Source organism: Lacticaseibacillus pantheris DSM 15945 = JCM 12539 = NBRC 106106 (genome assembly GCF_001591865.1).
Taxonomy (GTDB): Bacteria; Bacillota; Bacilli; order Lactobacillales; family Lactobacillaceae; genus Lacticaseibacillus; species Lacticaseibacillus pantheris.
On sequence record NZ_BCVS01000037.1, the window covers coordinates 1 to 19,914 of the forward strand.

At 56.3% G+C, this 19,914-nt stretch carries 15 protein-coding genes; 10 read left to right on the top strand and 5 right to left on the bottom strand.

The features are described 5' to 3' along the window. The first annotated feature begins 139 nt into the window (after window positions 1–139). The 4 genes from LPA02S_RS05545 to LPA02S_RS05560 all read left to right on the top strand — a co-directional run bounded on the left by LPA02S_RS05545 (window position 140) and on the right by LPA02S_RS05560 (window position 4,365). Window positions 140–808 (top strand): metal-dependent transcriptional regulator, encoded by a 669-nt coding sequence (locus LPA02S_RS05545; RefSeq protein ID WP_056957032.1) that lies wholly within the window; start codon window positions 140–142, stop codon window positions 806–808. A gap of 24 nt (window positions 809–832) precedes the next feature. Next, window positions 833–2,311: a glucose-6-phosphate dehydrogenase gene (gene zwf / locus LPA02S_RS05550; RefSeq protein WP_056957031.1), complete on the top strand. Its 1,479-nt coding sequence runs from the start codon at window positions 833–835 to the stop codon at window positions 2,309–2,311. A gap of 256 nt (window positions 2,312–2,567) precedes the next feature. After that, window positions 2,568–3,266, top strand: a complete 699-nt coding sequence (locus LPA02S_RS05555) for a type 1 glutamine amidotransferase domain-containing protein (RefSeq protein ID WP_054650510.1) — start codon at window positions 2,568–2,570, stop codon at window positions 3,264–3,266. After that, the gene (locus tag LPA02S_RS05560; protein ID WP_054650512.1) at window positions 3,259–4,365 is read left to right on the top strand and encodes an NADH-dependent flavin oxidoreductase; all 1,107 of its coding nucleotides are present in this window, start codon (window positions 3,259–3,261) and stop codon (window positions 4,363–4,365) included. Before LPA02S_RS05555 ends, LPA02S_RS05560 begins: the two co-directional genes overlap by 8 nt. Window positions 4,366–4,417: 52 nt before the next feature. Here the strand turns inward: LPA02S_RS05560 and LPA02S_RS05565 are convergent, their stop codons facing one another. From LPA02S_RS05565 to argF, 5 genes are all read right to left on the bottom strand, one after another. Further along, window positions 4,418–5,131: a GntR family transcriptional regulator gene (locus LPA02S_RS05565; protein ID WP_056957030.1), complete on the bottom strand. Its 714-nt coding sequence runs from the start codon at window positions 5,129–5,131 to the stop codon at window positions 4,418–4,420. 622 nt (window positions 5,132–5,753) lie between these two features. After that, window positions 5,754–6,473, bottom strand: a complete 720-nt coding sequence (deoC, locus tag LPA02S_RS05570; RefSeq protein ID WP_054650514.1) for a deoxyribose-phosphate aldolase — start codon at window positions 6,471–6,473, stop codon at window positions 5,754–5,756. A 127-nt stretch (window positions 6,474–6,600) separates the two neighbouring features. After that, the gene (gene carB / locus LPA02S_RS05575) at window positions 6,601–9,729 is read right to left on the bottom strand and encodes a carbamoyl-phosphate synthase large subunit (protein ID WP_056957029.1); all 3,129 of its coding nucleotides are present in this window, start codon (window positions 9,727–9,729) and stop codon (window positions 6,601–6,603) included. Next, the gene (locus tag LPA02S_RS05580) at window positions 9,713–10,804 is read right to left on the bottom strand and encodes a carbamoyl phosphate synthase small subunit (protein WP_056957028.1); all 1,092 of its coding nucleotides are present in this window, start codon (window positions 10,802–10,804) and stop codon (window positions 9,713–9,715) included. Before LPA02S_RS05580 ends, carB begins: the two co-directional genes overlap by 17 nt. Window positions 10,805–10,816: 12 nt before the next feature. Next, window positions 10,817–11,842: an ornithine carbamoyltransferase gene (argF, locus tag LPA02S_RS05585; protein WP_056957027.1), complete on the bottom strand. Its 1,026-nt coding sequence runs from the start codon at window positions 11,840–11,842 to the stop codon at window positions 10,817–10,819. 294 nt (window positions 11,843–12,136) lie between these two features. On the opposite strand from argF, the gene LPA02S_RS05590 reads away from it, so the two are divergent. From LPA02S_RS05590 to dinB, 6 genes are all read left to right on the top strand, one after another. Next, window positions 12,137–13,351, top strand: a complete 1,215-nt coding sequence (locus tag LPA02S_RS05590) for an argininosuccinate synthase (protein WP_056957026.1) — start codon at window positions 12,137–12,139, stop codon at window positions 13,349–13,351. Between the two features lie 782 nt (window positions 13,352–14,133). Then, window positions 14,134–15,540: an argininosuccinate lyase gene (gene argH / locus LPA02S_RS05595; protein ID WP_056957025.1), complete on the top strand. Its 1,407-nt coding sequence runs from the start codon at window positions 14,134–14,136 to the stop codon at window positions 15,538–15,540. Next, on the top strand, window positions 15,518–17,002 hold the full coding sequence (locus LPA02S_RS05600) for an ABC transporter substrate-binding protein/permease (RefSeq protein WP_054650519.1): 1,485 nt from the start codon (window positions 15,518–15,520) through the stop codon (window positions 17,000–17,002). Before argH ends, LPA02S_RS05600 begins: the two co-directional genes overlap by 23 nt. A 266-nt stretch (window positions 17,003–17,268) precedes the next feature. Beyond that, entirely contained in the window at window positions 17,269–18,117 is an 849-nt protein-coding gene (locus LPA02S_RS05605) for an NAD(P)H-binding protein (RefSeq protein WP_054650521.1), read from the top strand. Between the two features lie 50 nt (window positions 18,118–18,167). Next, window positions 18,168–18,602, top strand: a complete 435-nt coding sequence (locus LPA02S_RS05610) for an Rrf2 family transcriptional regulator (protein WP_054650523.1) — start codon at window positions 18,168–18,170, stop codon at window positions 18,600–18,602. A 124-nt stretch (window positions 18,603–18,726) separates the two neighbouring features. Further along, the gene (gene dinB, locus LPA02S_RS05615) at window positions 18,727–19,863 is read left to right on the top strand and encodes a DNA polymerase IV (protein WP_056957040.1); all 1,137 of its coding nucleotides are present in this window, start codon (window positions 18,727–18,729) and stop codon (window positions 19,861–19,863) included. Window positions 19,864–19,914 lie beyond the last annotated feature (51 nt).

Consider the following 19,914-nt stretch of genomic DNA (forward strand, 5'->3'; position numbering starts at 1 on the left):
CCCCACGGCACCCCCACCGGCCAGAACCGCCACCGCCACGACCGGACGAATTACGTGCCATAAATCGAGCGCAAAACGTGTCTTTTTCTTACAATTCGTGCATAATGGGACTATGGATAAAAATGGAGATAGACAGGGCATGACACCGAACAAAGAAGACTATTTAAAGATCATTCTCGAGCTGGGTGGCGACGAACACAAAGTCGCCAACAAGCAGGTGGGGGCGGCCATTGGCGTGGCTGCGGCGTCCGTGACGGAGATGGTGGACAAGTTGGAAGAAGCTCGGCTCGTCACCCACACACCGTATCACGGCATTCAGCTGACTGATAGCGGTCGGCTGGCGGCAGCAAAGTTGGTGCGTAACCACCGCCTTTGGGAAGTGTTCCTGATGACCCAGCTACTTTATCCGTATGACGCACTGCATAGCGAGGCTGAATTACTGGAGCACGCCACGACGGACGATATGGCTAACCGCTTGGATTATTTCCTCAAGCGACCGAAGACCTGCCCGCATGGTGGCGTGATTCCGGATGCCAACGGGAATTATGTACACCAAAGTACGACCCCGCTGGCCGACCTGCAGCCGGGAGCAAAAGCCACGGTTGAACGCGTAATGGACGAGTCCAACCTCCTCGACTTTCTCAGCGTGATTGACATCAAGCTGAATGACGAAGTACTGGCCGTCGACAATAGTAACGGCGGCATCACGCTTCGGGTGTCCCGTACGGGCAAAGTGGTGATGGTCAAGTCTGAATTTGCACAGGGCATCTTTATTACCAGCCCAGAGATTATTGCAGCTAACAAGTAACGCGACTTAGGAAGGGCATGCATAATGACTCAAGAACAAGCAAGTGTAATTACAATTTTTGGTGGTTCCGGCGACTTGGCGCGGCGCAAGCTGTACCCGGCATTATTCCAACTGTACCGGCACGGCATTCTGCACGACCACTTTGCTGTCATTGGCACCGCACGGCGTCCGTGGACTAACGAGTACTACCGTGACGTCATCGCGACCAGCCTTGAAGGCGAAGCCGGGGCCGTGTCCGATTCGGTACACGCCTTTGCCAGCCACTTCTACTACCAAAGTCATGACGTCACTGATGCCGACCACTACGTCACGCTCCGTAAGCTGTCGGCCCAGCTCGACGACAAGTACAGCGCTGGCGGGAACCGGTTGTTCTACATGGCGATGGCACCACAGTTCTTCGGCATTATTGCCAGCCACATCCGGTCGGAGCAATTGTTGTCTGCGAGCGGCTACAACCGACTCGTGATCGAGAAGCCGTTTGGCCACGATTTTGATAGCGCCAAGGAATTGAACGATTCGATCAATTCTGCGTTCGATGAGGACCAGATTTACCGGATTGACCACTATTTAGGCAAAGAAATGGTGCAGTCGTTGATGGCCATTCGCTTTGGTAACCCCGTATTTAAGCCAATTTGGAACCGCGACTACGTGGATAACGTTCAGATTACGCTCGCCGAAGCCGTTGGGGTTGAAGAACGAGCGGGCTACTACGAAACGGCCGGGGCGCTACGCGATATGGTGCAAAACCACATCATGCAGCTCATCGCTTACGTGGCAATGCCCGAACCAGAATCGTTGACCCCCGCAGCGGTGCACCAAGCAAAGCGGAGTATTCTGGAATCGCTGAAGCCGTTGACGACTGCGCAGGCAGCAGACAACTTTGTACGCGGCCAGTATGTTGGCGATACGCCCGACCAGCGCGACTACGTGCAGGAGGACGGCGTGGCGGCTGACTCAAAGACGGAGACCTTCGTGGCCGGGCGGATTGAGCTGACCGACTCCGCGTGGACCGGCGTACCGTTCTACGTGCGGACCGGGAAGCACATGACGCGCAAGTCCACGCAGATTACGGTGAACTTCAAGCCGACTGAGCACAACATCTTTGCGCCGGTGGGTTGCCCAGATTTGAGCGGCAACTCCTTGACCATCTTTGTCGAGCCCGAGGAGGGGTACCGACTGGTGGTCAACAGCAAGCAGTTAGGCCAGGATTACCACGTGGGGCAGTTCCCGTTGAACTTCCGTCACACCGCCAACGAGATTGCCAACGCACCGGAGGCCTACGAGCACCTGATTCAGGATGCCTTGGCGGGCAACCAAACCAACTTTACGCGCTGGCATGAACTCAAGGCTACCTGGCAGTACGTGGACAAGATTCGTGAAGCGTGGGATGCCAGTCCGGACATGCCAACTTACGAGTCTGGTTCCATGGGGCCATCTGCCTCGGATGACCTGCTGGCGAAGTACGGCGACAGTTGGAGCTGGGATGGTTCGGCGAACGATTAATTGAAAATATGGATGAATGGGTGCTACGTTGAGACGTGGCACCCTTTTTGTAGTGCCGTTTGGTCTGCACCATCCGTTTTAAACCTAGCGACTTTTTTGAAATGCCAATATGGAATGGTAATGGTGTGTAAAAAGAATTGCTACGCAAATGCCGCTGTTATGCGTTTTGCCGAGTTTATACATTTGACTTACTTTTAGTATGCAGTCATACTCGAATATGTGTTAACAAATACTAACGTAAAAAGGGGTTTGAGTGATGACAAAAGCTTTGATTGTTGTGACTAATACGGCACGGTTTGAGGGGATTAACCGGGCCACCGGGGTATGGTTGAGTGAGGCGACCCACTTCCACGCCGTTATGTCGGACAATGGTATTGATGTGGACTATATGAGTCCTAACGGTGGTTACGTGCCGCTCGATCCTGGTTCGTTGGCAACTGACGCTATGGACGATACGAATTGGCAATTCTATGGGGACAATGATTACCGCGAACGCGCGTTGGCACGTTCCCTGCGGCCGGATCAGGTTAATCCCGACGACTACGACCTAATCTACTATGCTGGCGGCCACGGTGTGATGTGGGACTTTCCGCAAAGCACGGCGGTGGCCGCAATTGCTCAATCCATCTACAAGCGTGGTGGTTTGGTTACTGCCGTCTGCCATGGTGTGGTGGGCTTGCTGGCAATTAAGGACGCTGACGGTGACAACTTGATTGTGGGTAAGCACCTCACTGGTTTTACCAACGAGGAAGAGGCCCTCAACCAGTTGACTGACGCCGTGCCATTCTTAGCTGAAGACGCCCTCAAAGACGCCGGAGCCGTTTACACGAAGGCGGACGCCTATACCGAGAACGTCGTGGTTGATGGACAGCTGATTACGGGACAGAACCCGCAATCAGCACATGGTGTCGGGATTGCGGCGGTACGGGCACTGAAGGGAGTACAGGTTGACTAATTTTGATGACAGTATTGAGTTGAAGTCTGGTGTAACTTTGCGTAATCGTTTGGTGATGTCGCCCATGACGACGGAACAAAGCTTCTTTAATGGCACCGTGACGCGCGGCGAGATCGAGTATTATGCTGACCGGGCCACGGGTCTTGGGGCCATCATTACCGGCGCGGCGAACGTGCAGGATGGTGGTAAGGGTTGGCAGGGCGAATTATCTATTGCCCATGACACTATGATTCCAGAACTTACTGAGTTAGCGAGCGCTATCCACGCGCGGGGCACGAAGGCGTTCGTGCAGATATTCCACGCGGGTAGGATGACCAACAGGGCCACTTTGTCCGGTGAACAAACCGTGTCGGCTAGTGCCGTTGCGGCGCCGCGTCCGGGGGCGGAGACGCCGCGGGCCATGACCATTGCGGAGATCCACGCTACGGTGCGAGCATTTGGCGATGCGACTCGCCGCGCCATCCAGGCCGGCTTTGACGGTGTCGAGCTACACGGTGCCAATACGTACTTGTTGCAACAGTTCTTCTCACCGCATTCCAACCGCCGTACGGACGAATATGGTGGCGATGTGTCGGGTCGGTACCGTTTTATCGGTGAGGTGCTCGACAGCGTCTTTGCCGCGGTTGACCAGTACGCCGATCGATCGTTCGTGGTGGGCTACCGGGTTTCTCCAGAGGAATTTGAGGAACCAGGGATTCGATTTGATGACACGCTGTGGTTGTTGGGCCAGCTGCGGGATAGCCGGCTGGATTACGTGCACATCTCGTTGAACAGTTACGACCGGGTGGCGCGCAGTGATGACTATCAGGACCGGCCAATTATCGCGTACGTGCACGAGGCGTTGCAGGGTAAGCTACCGCTGATTGGTGTTGGCGGAGTCCGCACCCGGCAGGACGTGAACAACGTGCTGCAGGATGCCGAGATGGTGGCGGTCGGCCAGCAACTTTTGTACGATCCCACGTGGGCGGTCAAGCTCGCGCAGGGCGCGGACGACGCGATGTTGTCGGTACCGTTCAAGGAGGCGGTGGAGTTCGTGCCGTTGAACACCCCGCTGTACAACTTTGCGGCCGCGCGTTATCGCGGACGTGTGAATATTTAGCAACACAAAGATGGCCGTCTCCAGCAATGGGGACGGCCTTCGTGTTGCCGCATTATGTACGCGCAATGTTGAAAGTAAAGTAGTTGTTGTCACCGCGATATTGGGCGATGGAGTACTCAAGGACACGCCCGTCGCTGACCTGACCCAGCGTGTGGAAGTAAAATGTAGGGCTGCCGGGCGCGACTTGGAGGCTGGCAGCCGTATCGGGATCGGCGGCGACCACTTCGAGTTTGCGGTTCACGCTGGTAATACCGAGGTGGCGGTGTTCTAGCTCGGTGTAGAGTGACTGGCGGGCAAAGTCGACCTGGTCGAGTCCGGGCAAAGGTGTCACTGGTAGGTACGAGGTCACCAGAACGACGGGCTCATCGTCGGCAAAACGGAGGCGCACGAGGCGGTACACTTGGGCATCATCCGGTAGGTGCAGGGCCTGTTGCACTTCGGGCGTTGCCAGTTGGGTGTAGAGCCCGAGCACATCGGTTCGGCTACAGCGACCGTTGGCGGCGATTTCTTGGTTATAGCTTTGAATGACATGGGTGAATTGTTGGGCAATCTTACTTTGCCGGACGAGGGTACCGCGGTGTTGTTTCCGTTCCAGTAATCCTTGGTTGACCAAAATCCGGATTGCCTGGCGGATGGTGGGCCGACTCACGGCAAACTCGGCGGCGAGGTCGACCTCTTTGGGGATGATGCTACCTTCGGGATAGGTGCCGTCGGTGATGCGGGCGCGCAGTGTTTGCTCAATTACCTGGTATTTCGGTTGTGTCAAAGCTATACCTCCGTGGTTCTTTGCCTACCAGTATAGCATGGGTGGTGTGTTGTGCTGGGTGAGTCGGTTGGCAGACTGCGCCTTTGGTGGAATTCCCTCGGTTAGTTGGCGTGGGGTGACTCCGGTAGCTAGCGTTGAATCCCTGGCCGGAGCTACGAGCCTCACGCTCCGGCCGTACCGGCCTCCCGCGAATGGTGGAACTCGAGCAAAAACGGCTCGATTTCCACCATTTGATTCTGTACGTCGCTACGCTCCAACAGAACTACGGGCCTGCAGCCGCCAGGGATTCAACGCTAGCTACCTACGTCACCCCGCGCCAACTAACCTAGTTTTGAATTACACCAGACCGCTTCAATTACGATGTGGCGAGTGCCGGGAGGGAGAGTTGGCTGACGGAGCTGACTGGGACTGGAACGGTGACCGCTGTTAGGGGGTACCGCTGTAGGAGCCAAGGGCGACGTACAGCGCGACGAGATTAAAGACTGACGACGCTTTTTGTCGGCAGGCTTTAATTCGCACCGGAAACCGCGTTATTTGCGGTTGGAGGTTTCGCCCTAGCAGCGGTCACCGTGGAATGTCCCACCAAGGCGTAGTCAGTCAACTCTCCCTCCCAGCACCACCATCAGTCTTGTTCAAGGCTGATGGTGGTGACGTGGTCGGTGAGCATGCGGTCGCGGAGCGCATTGATGATGTGCACGCCCGCACTAGTTCCAATCCGCGTAGCCCCCGCGCGGATCATGGCGAGGAAGTCGTCGGAATTGCGAATACCACCTGCGGCTTTGACCTGCACGGCGTCACCCACCGTGGACTTCATCAGGCGGACATCCTCGACCGTCGCGCCGCCGGTTCCAAAACCCGTGGAGGTCTTGATGAAGTCCGGCCGTACCCGCCCCGCAATCGTTGCTGCGCGCCGAATCTCGTCCTTTGTGAGGTAGCAGTTTTCAAAGATGACTTTGCATGGCACCTCGTGTTCGTGGCACGCCCGCACCATTGCCGTCATTTCGTCCTCAATATAGTTATCGTCGCCGTCTTTCAGGGCCGTGATGTTCAGAACGTAGTCAATTTCGTTTGCGCCGTGGGCCATCGCATCCTGGGCCTCGAAGACTTTGGCCGCAATACTGGTTTGGCCCAGTGGAAAGGCAATGGCCGCCCCCGTGTCAATATCGGTGCCCCGCAACTGCTTGGCACAAAGCGCGGATTGTACCTGGTTAATGGCGACCATTTTGAAGTGGTACTCCTTAGCCTCGGCACATAACTTGATCATGTCCGCACGGGTGGCGTCTGCGTGCAGGTTCGTGTGGTCAATCATGCGTGCAAAATCATCAAGCGTATATTTAGTCATCAGTTTTCGCCCCTTTATAATATGTAATTACATATTCAGAATAAAGCGCTTACCCACTAATGTCAATATACACAAAAATCGGCCTCAACTCGTGGTTGCATTCACGGTTGAAGCCGACTATTTACGTTTACACCTCTACGTGCGCGTGTGCCATAATCCAGGCGTGCAACGTGTCCAGCGCCGTCATGAGCGGTAGCTGTTGCCCCAACGTGTGGGCACGGAGCGCGACCGCGGCTGCGTCCGTCACCGGTGCGGTGCTGACGACCAAGGCGGTGGTGCTACCCAAAGTCGCGGTGGGGTTGGCCACCGCGGTCACCGGAACGCCACTTTGAGTTAAACCAGCGGCCGTCGCTGGATCCGCCGTCACGGTGTAATGCATCCCCAGCAAGGATTGCGCCAGTGGGGCGAGCTCTTGGTACTGGCGGGGATCGCTATTGAGCAGAACCGTTCCGGTTGGTGGCACGGTGAGCTTGGCGCCGGCAAAGGCCTTGGCGATGGCCTCCGGGAAGCTGGACGCACTGCCCATCACTTCACCGGTGGACTTCATTTCCGGGCCGACTAGCGGGTCGACTCCGGGCAACTTCGTGAACGAGAACACTGGTGCCTTCACGTGGATGGCAGTGTCCGGCTTGACCAAGCCGCTGTGATAGCCGAGTGCCGCCAGGCTTTCGCCCAGCATGGCCCGCGTGGCGAGTTGCGTCATGGGTACGTGGGCTACTTTGGAGATAAACGGTACCGTCCGCGATGCACGGGGGTTAACCTCAATCACGTAGGGGGTATCCTTGTGGATCACGAACTGGACGTTCATGATGCCAACCGTGCCCAGCGCGTGGGCGAGTTCCGTGGCGTCGTTGACCATGGCTTCCTGCACGCTACTACTCAAACTTTGCGGCGGGTATACTGCCATCGAGTCGCCCGAGTGGATTCCCGCGCGCTCGATGTGCTGCATGATGCCCGGGATGATGACCGTTTCTCCGTCACTGATGAGGTCCAGCTCGGCCTCCTGCCCCTGGAGGTAGGAGTCGATCAGCACGGGGTGGTGGTTCGATATCTTCACGGCGCGGTCGATGTAGTCACGGAGTTCGGCCTCCGAATGGACGACTTCCATCCCCCGGCCCCCGAGTACGTATGACGGCCGAATCAGTACGGGGTAGCCCAAAGTGTTGGCAGCATCGATGGCCTCCGTTGTGGTCATCGCCGTCTTGCCGGCCGGCTGTGGGAGGTGTAGCCGCTGGATGACCTGGTTGAACTCCTCCCGGTCCTCCGCACGGTTGAGGTCGGTCAGCGTGGTGCCGAGGATGTTCACGCCGGCATCGTGCAGTGACTGTGCAAGGTTGATGGCGGTCTGTCCACCAAACTGGACGACGACGCCGATGGGGTGCTCCAGTTCAATGACGTTCATTACGTCCTCAAAGGTGAGGGGCTCAAAGTACAACTTGTCCGACACCGAGAAATCGGTGGACACCGTTTCGGGGTTGGAGTTGATGATAATCGCCGCGTAACCGGCTTTGCGGATCGTTTCCGCGGCGTGCACCGTGGCGTAGTCGAACTCCACCCCCTGACCGATGCGGATGGGGCCGGAACCCAGCACCAGAACCGATTCCTGTGCCAATGGTTCCGACTCGTTACTGTAATCATAGGTGGAGTAAAAGTATGGGGTTTTGGAGGCGAACTCCGCCGCGACCGTGTCCACCATCTTATAAACCGGCTGGATGTCCGCCTGCGTCCGCGCAGAGTGGACCGCGTCCGTGGTGGTGCCCGCGAGCCGCGCGATGGTGACGTCCGCAAAGCCGTTTTGCTTGGCTGTCGTCAGGAGTTCAGGGGACATAGGCTGGTCCGCTAAATCACTCTCAATCTCAGTAATGTGCAACAGCTTATCCAGGAAGAATTGGTCGATTCCGGTCCGCGCGTTGAGTTGCGCCAACGTGCAACCGCGCCGTAATAGTTCGGTCAGCATGAAAATGCGGTCATCGCACGCTGGCATCAAGGCGTCCAGCAGTGCATCGGTCGACATGTCGGCGTAGCGCAGGTCGCTTAGCCCGGTGACACCGATTTCGAGTGACCGAACGGCCTTGTTCATCGCTTCCTCGATGTTGCGGCCAATCGCCATGACTTCGCCGGTGGCCTTCATTTGGGTGCCCAACGTGCGGTCAGCGGTGGCGAATTTATCGAACGGCCACCGCGGAATTTTGACGACGGCGTAATCCAAAGCGGGTTCGAACTCCGCTGTCGTGGTGCCCGTGACGGGGTTCATGATCTCGTCGAGGTGGAGGCCCACCGCAATTTTGGCGGCCATTTTGGCGATGGGGTAGCCGGTAGCTTTGGAAGCCAGGGCGGACGACCGTGATACCCGTGGGTTCACCTCGATGATGTCGTAGTGGAAGCTGTGGGGATCCAGCGCCATCTGGACGTTACAGCCGCCCTCAATCTTCAACGCGCGAATGATTTTCAGCGCGACGTCACGCATCATTTGGTATTCCTGGTCGGATAAAGTTTGTGTGGGGGCGACCACGATGGAATCACCGGTGTGGATCCCCACGGGGTCGACGTTTTCCATGGAGCACACGACCAGCGCGTTATCGGCCGCATCCCGCATGACCTCAAACTCAATTTCTTTGTAGCCCGCAATTGATTTTTCAATTAACACTTGGGTTACGGGACTGAGATCAAGCCCAGTGGTGGCAATTTGTTCGAGCTCGTCGTGGGTGTGGGCAATGCCGCCACCAGTACCGCCCATGGTGTAAGCCGGGCGCACAATCACTGGGTAGCCGGTCGCATCGCCGAATGCGAGGGCGTCGGCGACCGTGGTGACTGTTAACGATGCGGGCACCGGCTCGTGCAGCTGCGCCATGAGTTCTTTGAATAGTTCCCGGTCCTCCGCGGTGGCAATCGCGTCCATTTTGGTGCCCAGCAACTCGATATGCAGTTCGTCCAGGATACCGTCACCCACCAACTCGCGGGCGAGGTTCAACCCGGTTTGGCCACCCAAAGTTGGCAGGATGGCGTCCGGGTGTTCGGCCCGCAAGATGGGCTTGAGGCCCGTAAGCGTCAACGGTTCGATGTATACTTTGTCCGCCATTTCGGTGTCCGTCATGATGGTTGCCGGGTTGGAGTTCACGAGCACGACGTTATAGCCCTCTTCGCGCAGGGAGATGGCTGCCTGCGACCCGGAATAATCAAACTCGGCGGCCTGGCCGATAATAATGGGTCCGGAGCCGATAATCAAAATTTTGTGGATATCATTGCGCTTGGGCATGGTACGCCTCCTGTGGTTGGTGGTGCGCGGCGATGGTCGCGATGAAGTCGTCAAATAAGTACGTGTAGTCGTGCGGGCCTGGAGTGGCGTCCGGATGGAACTGGACGGAAAAGGCATCGTGGTCCTGCAACCGCAGCCCCTCGACGGTGTGGTCCGTAATCTCCACGTGCGTCACTGTCAGTTGGGTACCGGCCAGTGATTGCGGGTCAACCGCGTAGCCGTGGTTTTGTGAAGTAAACGCGGTGGTGCCGCGCTGGAGGTCGCGCACCGCGTGGTTAAATCCACGGTGGCCGAACTTGAGCTTGAAAGTGGTGGCACCGTTGGCGAGGGCAAACAGTTGGTGACCCAGGCAAATGGCCATGAGCGGTAGTAGGGTTTGCAGTTGTCGAATGGTGGGCAGAACGTCCGCATGGTCGGTGGGGTTCCCAGGGCCGTTCGACAGCAGGACGCCGTCCACGCCGCTGGCCATGATGGCCGCGGCGCTGGTTGTCGGCGGGAAGGTGACGGTCTGCACGCCACGTTCATGCAGGGCGCGCAGAATCGACCGTTTCAAACCAAAGTCGATTACACCAACGCGGTATTGGCTCGCGTCAGCACTGGTGGTGATGGTCGGGACGGTCTGCGGCTGCGTGACCGGCACGGGCGTTTGCAGGCTATCAATTACGGCCGGCGTAACCTCGTCCACGAGGGCGGCGTTCATGACGCCCACCTCACGGATTTCCCGGGTGAGGGCGCGGGTATCCACCCCCGTGATTCCGGGCAGATTGTTGGCTGTTGCCCAGTCGGTGAGGCTCAGGTCGCAGCGCCAATTTCTGGGGTGGCGCGCGACTTCATGCACGACAATAGCGCTGGCCTGTGGTCCGTTCGCTTCGTCGTCGTGGTTATTAATGCCGTAATTACCGATGAGGGGGTACGTGAACGTCAGAATTTGGTGGTGGTACGAGGCGTCGGTGATGGCTTCCTGGTAGCCGGTCATACCGGTGGTAAAGACGATTTCACCGGTGACGGGTTGGGTACTACCAAACGCGGTGCCAGGATAGACTGATCCGTTGGCGAGAACGAGAAAACGTTGCATGTGAGGCACCTCCTATGCGGGATCGATGGTAGTGGGGATAAACGGGTGCCCGAGGGTCGCGGCCATTACGGCTTTGATGGTGTGCATCCGGTTGGCCGCTTGTTGGAACTGGTGGGCAAAGGGGGCGTTAAACACTTCATCGGTAATTTCGAGTTCATCGAGGCCGAACTGATCGTGAATTTGCTGTCCCATGGTGGTGTTCAGGTCGTGAAAGGCAGGCAAGTCGTGCATAACGATGGTGTTGGGGTTATGCGTGGCCTGCACCGCGGCCATATTGAGCTGGTAGGGTTGCAACAGTTTGATGCGCGCGGCCCACTGGTCTTCTTCACCCATGGACGCCCAAATATCGGTGTAGAGGACATCGCTCCCCTCCAGTCCCTCCTGGAGGTCATCGGTGATGAGTAGCTGACTGCCAGACTGTGCGGCAAAGTTTTGGGCGATTTTCTGTACTGCCGCGGATGGCTGCAGTGACTTTGGACCCACGAGGTGGATGTTGGCCCCAAGCATGGCGCCGGTTACCAGTAGCGAGTTCGCAACGTTATTGCGGGCGTCGCCCAGGTAGGTGAGTGTAACCCCCTTGATGTGGCCGAAAATTTCGTCGATGGTCATGAAGTCGGCCAGCATTTGTGTGGGGTGCCAATCGTCGGTCAGGCCGTTCCACACGGGCACGCCAGAATACTGGGCGAGGGCGTCAACGGTGCTTTGTTCAAAGCCGCGGTACTCGATGCCATCGTACATACTCCCAAGAATCTTGGCGGTGTCGGCTAGCGACTCCTTCTTTCCCAATTGAATGTCGTTGGCCCCGAGAAATTCGGGGTGGGCCCCCAGGTCGGTTGCCGCCACGGTAAATGCGGAACGCGTCCGCGTGGAGGTTTTGGCAAAGAGGAGGGCGACGTTCTTGCCAGCTAGGTAATGATGCTCAACGTTATGGGCCTTCAAATCCTTGAGGTGTTCGGCAAACTTAATCAGGGTGTAGAACTCAGCCCCCGTGAAGTCTTTTTCGGCTAGAAACGAGCGGTTTTGAAATTGATTGTACATATATATCTACTCTCCTTTGATTGATGGCAACCACACATGCTAATACCTATTAAAGGTAGATGGCCTACCCGTGTAGACAGATAATAACGTATGTTTATGCGCTTAGTATTCATGATGCTAGTATACATTTATTTGAATAATATGCAATAAAATGCGATAAAAAAGCCGAAAAATGCAAAAAAATGTATTTTAGGTGTTTATTTATCAATTTTAACGTGCTATGATACTCACATCAGCTCATCCGGATACACAATCTGATGAATAAATACACGCAAATAAAGGAAGGTATTACTCATGAAAAAAATCGTTTTAGCTTACTCCGGTGGTTTGGATACGTCCGTCGCAATCCCATGGTTGAAGGATAAGGGTTACGAAGTCATCGCCGTTAATTTGAACGTTGGCGAAATGGACAAGGATATTGACTTTATCAAGGCTAAGGCTTTGCAGGTAGGGGCCATCGAAAGTTACGCCATTGATGGCATGGCCGAATTCGCCGATGAATACGTGGCACCCGTGATTAAGGCCAACGCGTTGTACGAAGGCGAGTACCCATTGGTTTCAGCTTTGTCCCGGCCGCTGATTATCAAAAAGCTGGTTGATATTGCCCACGAAACTGGCGCTACCGCTATCGCGCATGGTTCGACCGGTAAGGGTAACGACCAGGTCCGCTTCGAGGCGGCCATCCACGCGTTGGACCCAGACATGGCCATTGAGGCCCCAATTCGTGACTTCCACTGGTCCCGTGAAGAAGAAATTGACTACGCTAAGGCTCACAACGTGCCGGTGCCCATCAACCTCGACTCCCCATACTCCATTGACCAGAACCTCTGGGGACGCGCCAATGAATGCGGTATTTTGGAAAACCCGTGGAACCAGGCACCAGCTGATGCGTACGAACTGACGGTAGCGCCGGAAGACGCACCAGATGAGGCCGAATTCCTCGAATTGACCTTTGACAAAGGGTTGCCGGTAGCCATCAACGGCGAACAGTTGCCGCTGTACCAATTGATCTTGAAGCTGAACGGTATTGCGGGTGCCCATGGCATTGGTCGGATTGACCACATTGAAAACCGTCTGGTCGGTATCAAGTCCCGTGAAATTTACGAGGCACCAGCCGCGGCGGTGATTATGACCGCGCACAAGGATCTGGAAGACCTGACGTTTGAACGTGACCTGGCGCACTTCAAGCCGATTGTGGAACAGCAATTGACGAACATGATTTACAACGGGTTGTGGTTCTCACCATTATGCGATGCTTTGAACGCATTTATCGACGAATCGCAGCAGGTGGTTAACGGTATCGTCAAGATGAAGCTGTACAAGGGGACCGCCACGGCTGTTGCCCGGAAGTCAAGTAACTCGCTGTACGATGAGGATCTGGCTACGTACACTTCGGCCGATTCCTTTGACCAAGAGGCGGCTGCTGGCTTCATCAAATTGTGGAGCCTGCCAACTACCGTTTACAGCCAAGTCAACGGCAAAACCGCCAAGAAGCCGCAGGAAGCGTAGTTCTCTTGGCGCGGATGGTGCGGGGCCGAATGCTCCGGTAACTGGGCGGGTGTCCGTGGCCGGGCACGCCGGCGGTGCAGCTAAATGCCCCGCCTAGATACCTCCGCATTTAACTACACCGCCACCGGGCCGGGTGCGAAAACTCGTCCAGTTACCTCCACATTCGGCCCCACACCACACGCCGACAGTACGGCTTCCTGACTAGGAATTTGATTGTGCTATTGGCGCTTGATGGACGGTAACCCGGATAAATCGCAGGGCAACTAAATGTCATGGCGTAGCTATTTGCATCGGGTACAGACCACGATGCTGAGTGGTCCCGTTGTCCATTGTTAATTGATGATTAAGTTTAAAATTATTGAGTAAGACGCCATGAAGATGGTGCAGGCAACTCTATGTGGTTGTGGTTTGGATTATGGAAGTTGCTGGGTGGTGACCCGCGGCGGTTGCTGGTGTATTCGGTGTACGCCGATTGGACAACGAATGTCAGCGGCTTTCATATTAACGTCGAAACAACTTGGTAGGTTACGGTTAAATTGTGGAGGTTATTGGGGGCACCCCGCGGCGGCTGCGAGCCCGTAGTTCTGTAGAAGGCGAAGCCGCCGTACAGAATCAAATCGGGGAGACCGGGCGGTTTTCCCGGGCCCCCCGATTCGCGGTAGCCGGCACGGCGAGAGCGTGAGGCTGGTAGCCGGCCGCGGGGTGCCCCCAATAACCGGAGCAATTTAACCGTAACCGGCGATTACGCACAAAATTATAGGGAACCAGAGGAGGACGCCATAATGGCAGTTAAGAAGATGTGGGGCGGACGTTTCAACGCCGTGAGCCCAGAATTTGCGCAGGAATTTGGCGCGTCAATCGATTTTGATCAGGCTATGGCGGCCGAGGACATCGAGGGCTCCATCGCCCACGTAACGATGCTGGGTGACACCGGCATCGTGACCAAAGACGAGGCGGCAACCATTAAGCAGGGCCTCCAGGACCTCGACGCCGAATTGCAGGCCGGTCAACTTGAGTTCACGGTAGCAAACGAAGACATCCACATGAATATTGAGTCCCTCCTCACGGCTAAAATTGGTGCGGTTGCCGGTAAGTTGCACACCGCCCGCTCCCGTAACGATCAGGTGGCGACTGACTTTCACCTCTGGGTTCAGCACCGTCTACCCGAGGTAACCGCCGCCTTGAAGAAGCTCCAGACCGTCCTCCTCAACCTCGCGGAGACGCACGTGGAGACCATTCTGCCTGGGACTACGCACCTGCAACACGCCCAACCGATTTCTTTGGGTCACTACTTTATGGCGTACTTCAACATGTTGCAACGCGACGTGGAACGTTTTGACTTCAACATGCAGCACACCAGCATCTCACCACTTGGAGCCGCCGCGCTGGCCGGGACCACCTTTCCCATTGACCGGCAGGAAACGGCCGACCTACTTGGCTTTCAGCAGGTGTATACCAATTCGCTGGACGCCGTTTCCGACCGCGACTTTGCCATCGAGTACCTTACCAACGCCAGCGTGCTGATGATGCACCTGTCCCGCCTGTGCGAGGAACTTGTGCTGTGGAGCAGCTATGAATACCAATACATCGAAATGGATGACGCCTACGCGACCGGATCGTCGATCATGCCGCAGAAAAAGAATCCCGATTACGCGGAGTTGATTCGGGGCAAAGTCGGCCGTGTATACGGTGACCTCACGGGACTGCTGACGGTAATGAAGGGCCTGCCGCTGGCCTACAACAAGGACATGCAGGAGGACAAAGAAGGGGTCTTTGACGCCACCACGACCATCATGGGTTCACTCCACGTGATGACGGGGATGCTGTCGACCGTGCACATTAAGGCGGACAACATGCACAACGCGGTCAAAGCTGACTTCAGTAACGCGACCGAGTTGGCCGACTACCTCGCAGCCAAGGGCCTGCCGTTCCGGCAGGCGCACGCCATCGTGGGGCAGCTGGTGCTACAGGGTATTCAGACCAACACGCCGTTGCAGGACATGTCCCTGGCGACTTTGCAATCTGCCAGCGCGTTAATCGGCGACGATGTTTACCACGACCTGGATCCGGTGGCGGCCGTTGAACGCCGCCAGTCACTTGGTGGCACCGGCTTTGACTCGGTGCGCCAACAAGTGGCGGCGGGAAAACAACTATTGGGGGATGCCTATGCAAGTGCAACGGTGGGATAAAGTTAAAGCGTGGGTGTATGGGCTTGTTGCCGCCGCGCTGGTAGTCTGCGCGGTCACAATCATGCCCCGGCAGTTGACCCACGCGGCGACCACTGATGGTACTTGGACCAAAGTCAAGCAGTCGGGCGTACTGCGTGTCGGGCTATCGCCGGATTACGCTCCGTACGAGTTCCACTCTACGGCTGGTGGCAAGGACCAGATTGTTGGTTTCGATGTCACGATGGATAAGCTCCTAGCCAAGCGGCTGGGCGTCAAGCTCAAGCTCGTCGAAATGAGTAACGACGCGTTGCTGTCCGCGCTGGAGTCGGGCAAAGTTGACATCGTGGTCTCCGGAATTACGCCAACCGCGGAACGGGAGAAGAAGGTCGATTTTACTGACGTATATTTCAACGACCCCAACGTGGTGTTGGTACAGAAGCAGGACGCCAAGAAGTACCAATCCCTCAATGACTTCCAGGGTGCCAAGATTGGCGCGCAGATTACCACCATTCAGGAAGACCAGGCCAAGAAGTATTTGCACGGTGCCACGGTGACGTCCTTGAAGAAGGTCACCGACGAGGCCGCGCAGTTGAGTCAGGGTAAGTTGGACGGCATCGTGGTCCCGACCACGACCGCTAAGTCCTACGAGTTGGAGTCGGATAAGTTTGCGACGGCTCCGGTCAAGATACCAGGGGGTGGCGGTGAGTCCGCGATTGTACTGCCGAAGAACTCGCCGGTACTCAAGGCTAAACTGAACCAGATTTTGCACAAAGAGGTCATTGGGAAACCCATCACCAAGTGGCGTAACGCCGCCATGAAGCAGATGGTGCAAAAAGAGTCCTTCTTCCATAAGTACGCCCCGTACTTCGTGAAGGGCACCGAGTACACTTTGGCGTTGGCCGTAATTGGGGTGACCGTTGGCTTTGTCCTCGGTACGCTGTTGGCCATGATGAAGCGGTCCCGGGTATGGATCGTCAAGGCGATTGCTAACGTCTACATTGAATTTGTGCGGGGAACGCCGTTACTAATTCAGGTGTTCATCGTCTACTTTGGTACGCAAATTATTGGGTTGAACGTATCGGGATTTGTTTCGGGTGCCATTGCCATGTTCCTGAACTCTGGAGCGTACGTGGCCGAAATCATTCGGTCGGGTCTGAACGCGGTCCCAGTGGGGCAGGGTGAAGCCTCCCGCTCGCTGGGTCTATCCGGCCGGCAGACCATGCAGTTGGTGGTGTTGCCACAGGCGTTGCGCACCATCCTGCCTGCTTTGGGTAACGAATTTGTGTCCGTCATCAAGGAAGGGTCCGTGGTGTCCGTCATCGGGGTCGGGGAATTGACCTTCCAGACTTCCGTGGTGCAGGGTGCGTCGTTTGAGGCGTTCCTGCCGTTGATTGTGACCGCATGTATTTACTTCGTCCTGACCTTTGGCCTCACGCAGGTCCTGCACATGGGCGAGCGGCACTACAGCCGTGAACGGGTCTAGCAGCCACAAATCACATCGCAATTTGAGCTTTAATTACCGTCGCAGCGTTTCGTGCTAGCAGTGCTAGCCGGATCAGTTGTGACGGTTATTTTGTTGTCCCCGTTAAGCTGGCTGCGGGCGGGTAGACGGGCAAATGTACTCTGGCAGTCTCCGTTAACTGCGGCGGTCCGTTACGTTGTCGGTTGACAGAATAGCAAAGCCTGTTACAATAAATATTGCAAGTTAAAGTTAAAGTAACAGCTTAGGCTAAATATGGAGGTACGAATATGACTACTTATGCATTAACGGGTGTGACGGGACGCTTTGGTCGGACTGCGGTCAAGCGGTTGGTGGAATTAGTTGGGTCCGAGAATGTGGTGGCTTTGGCGCGCAACGTGGAGCGGGCCAAGAAGCTGGTGCCAGCCGGGGTGACGGTACGACCGGGTAATTACGATGATGTCGATCAGCTGACCACCTCTTTGCAGGGAGTGGACCGACTGCTACTCATTTCATCACAGCCAGGCGGCCCGGTTCCGCGCGAGCAGCAGCACCGTAACGTCATTGATGCGGCAAAGGCCGCAGGGGTAAGTTTTGTGGCGTACACGAGCTTCCCACGGGCGGATCGCTCGACTGCAGCGTTGGCGGCGGATCACCGCGTCACGGAAGACTACATCCGCGACTCCGGCTTGGACTATTCCTTCCTCCGCAACAACTGGTACTTGGAGAATGAGAGTAGCACGCTGCGGCACGCGCACGCTGGCCGGCCGTTCGTTTATTCGGCGGCAGCGGGCAAAGCCGGGTGGGCGCTCGAGCGGGAGTACGCGGAGGCGGCGGCTGACGTGTTGGCCATGGACCAGCCACGGACACAGTATGAGTTTGCGGGGCCAGCCCGGACGTACAAAGATTTGGCCGACGCAACTCAGGGGGACTTCGACGTTCTGTCTGTGGATGATGAAGCCTACAGTGCAGGCTTGCAGCAGGCCGGACTTGATGAACCGACTGCACAGTTAATCACCTCATTCCAGACGCTCATTCGCGACGGTCAGTTGGACGTTGATTCGACGGATTTGCAGGACGTTCTGGGCCACGAACTCACCCCAATTGAGGACGCAATTCGCGACGTAGTTGGTGATTAGGCAAAGATATATTATGATTAGTTAGAAATTTATTATTAGGGGTTAAGCTAATGAAGTATTCACACAAGTTGAGTGATGGGGTGCACATCCTGGCCTACGTATCGATTTACCAGGACGGTGACTTATCGAGCGCGGCAATTGCCAATAGTATTGAGTCCAATCCCAGCTTGGTGCGGCGGTTAATGGCTGCTTTGGTTAAGGCAGGCTTGCTGGAGACCCACCCAGGGGTCGTCGCACCCCGGCTGGCCCGACCCGCCGCGGATATTTCGTTGCTGGATGTGTACCGGGCAATCGAAGGAAATCAGCGGTTACTGCACGTTGATGACAAGACGAACCCGCGTTGTATTGTTGGGGGCAACATTCAGGATACGTTGAATGGTATCTACGACGATGTGCAACGCCAGGCTGAGTCGACGATGGCTGGTGTGTCATTGCAACAAGTGATTGACGATATTCTGGTGCGGGAATCAGCCCGCAGCCGCTAATGTGCTGATTTGGTTGGGCGTACCTCGATAACTCGGGGTGCGCCTTTGCTATGAATCGACCGGGTTGTTGGGGTATGGGGCACCGGCAAAGTCGATTGCCACCACGCTGGACATGTGCGAAAATATGTTCGGTAGAGAGGGGGCGTCCGTATTGACACCGTTATTCCGGTTGCAGATTCCTAATGATACTAGTCGTAAAATTATTCACGTTGATATGGACGCCTTCTATGCATCCATTGAGATGCGTGACGACCCGTCTTTGCGCACCCGCGCGCTGGTGATTGCCCACGACCCGCGGCAAACCGGGGGCAAAGGGGTGATTACCACCGCCAATTACGTGGCGCGACAGTATGGGGTTAATTCGGCCATGCCCGCAATCGAGGCGGTACGCAAGGTGCCACGCCGTTTGTTGGTATTTAAGGACCCCGACTTTGAAAAGTATCACGCCGTTTCCGACCAAATCCACGATATTTTTCACCAGGTGACGGACCTCATCGAACCAATTGCGTTGGACGAGGCCTATTTGGACGTGACGAACAACACGCATTTTCCCACGACCATCGCGCTGGCTTTGTGGCTGCAGCAGACCATTGAGCGGCAGACGCGATTGACGTGTGCTATTGGGGTGTCGTACAACCGGTTCTTGGCCAAAATGGCCTCGGAATTCAATAAGCCGGGTGGGCGCACGGTGGTGACGCCGGGGATGGCGCAGGAATTTTTGGCACCACAGCCAATCGGCAAGTTTCGTGGTGTGGGCAAAAAGACGCTCCCCCGGCTGCAAGCACTGGGCATCGAGACGGGCGCAGATTTATTGGCGGCCGACCCGGGGATGTTGCAGCGTGAGTTTGGTAAGGCCGGGTTCATGCTGGCGTTACACGCTCGCGGCATTGATAACCACCCGATTGAGGTTAAGGAACGTAAGTCGATTGGTAAGGAACGGACCTACAACCCGCCGTTGCAAAGCTCGGCTGCCGTCCGCCAGGAGTTGACGATGCTGGCTGGCAAAGTTAGTGCGGAGCTGCGTAAGAAGCAGCGGCACGGAACGACGGTTGTCTTGAAGGTACGCGACGTAGACTTCAACACGCAAACGCGGCGGATGACACGGGAGCGGTACTTTGTGGATGCCGATGATATCCTGGATGCGGCGTGGACACTTTATAATGAAGAAACGGACACTAGCGCGTCGTTGCGGCTTGTCGGCATCACCATCACAGGGTTGGTGCCGCTGACGTTCGAAAATGTCGACTTACCGCTCAGGTAGGCGAAGGTTGGGTGGTGACGAACACGCGGGTGGCCTTTGGGACTACGGCTT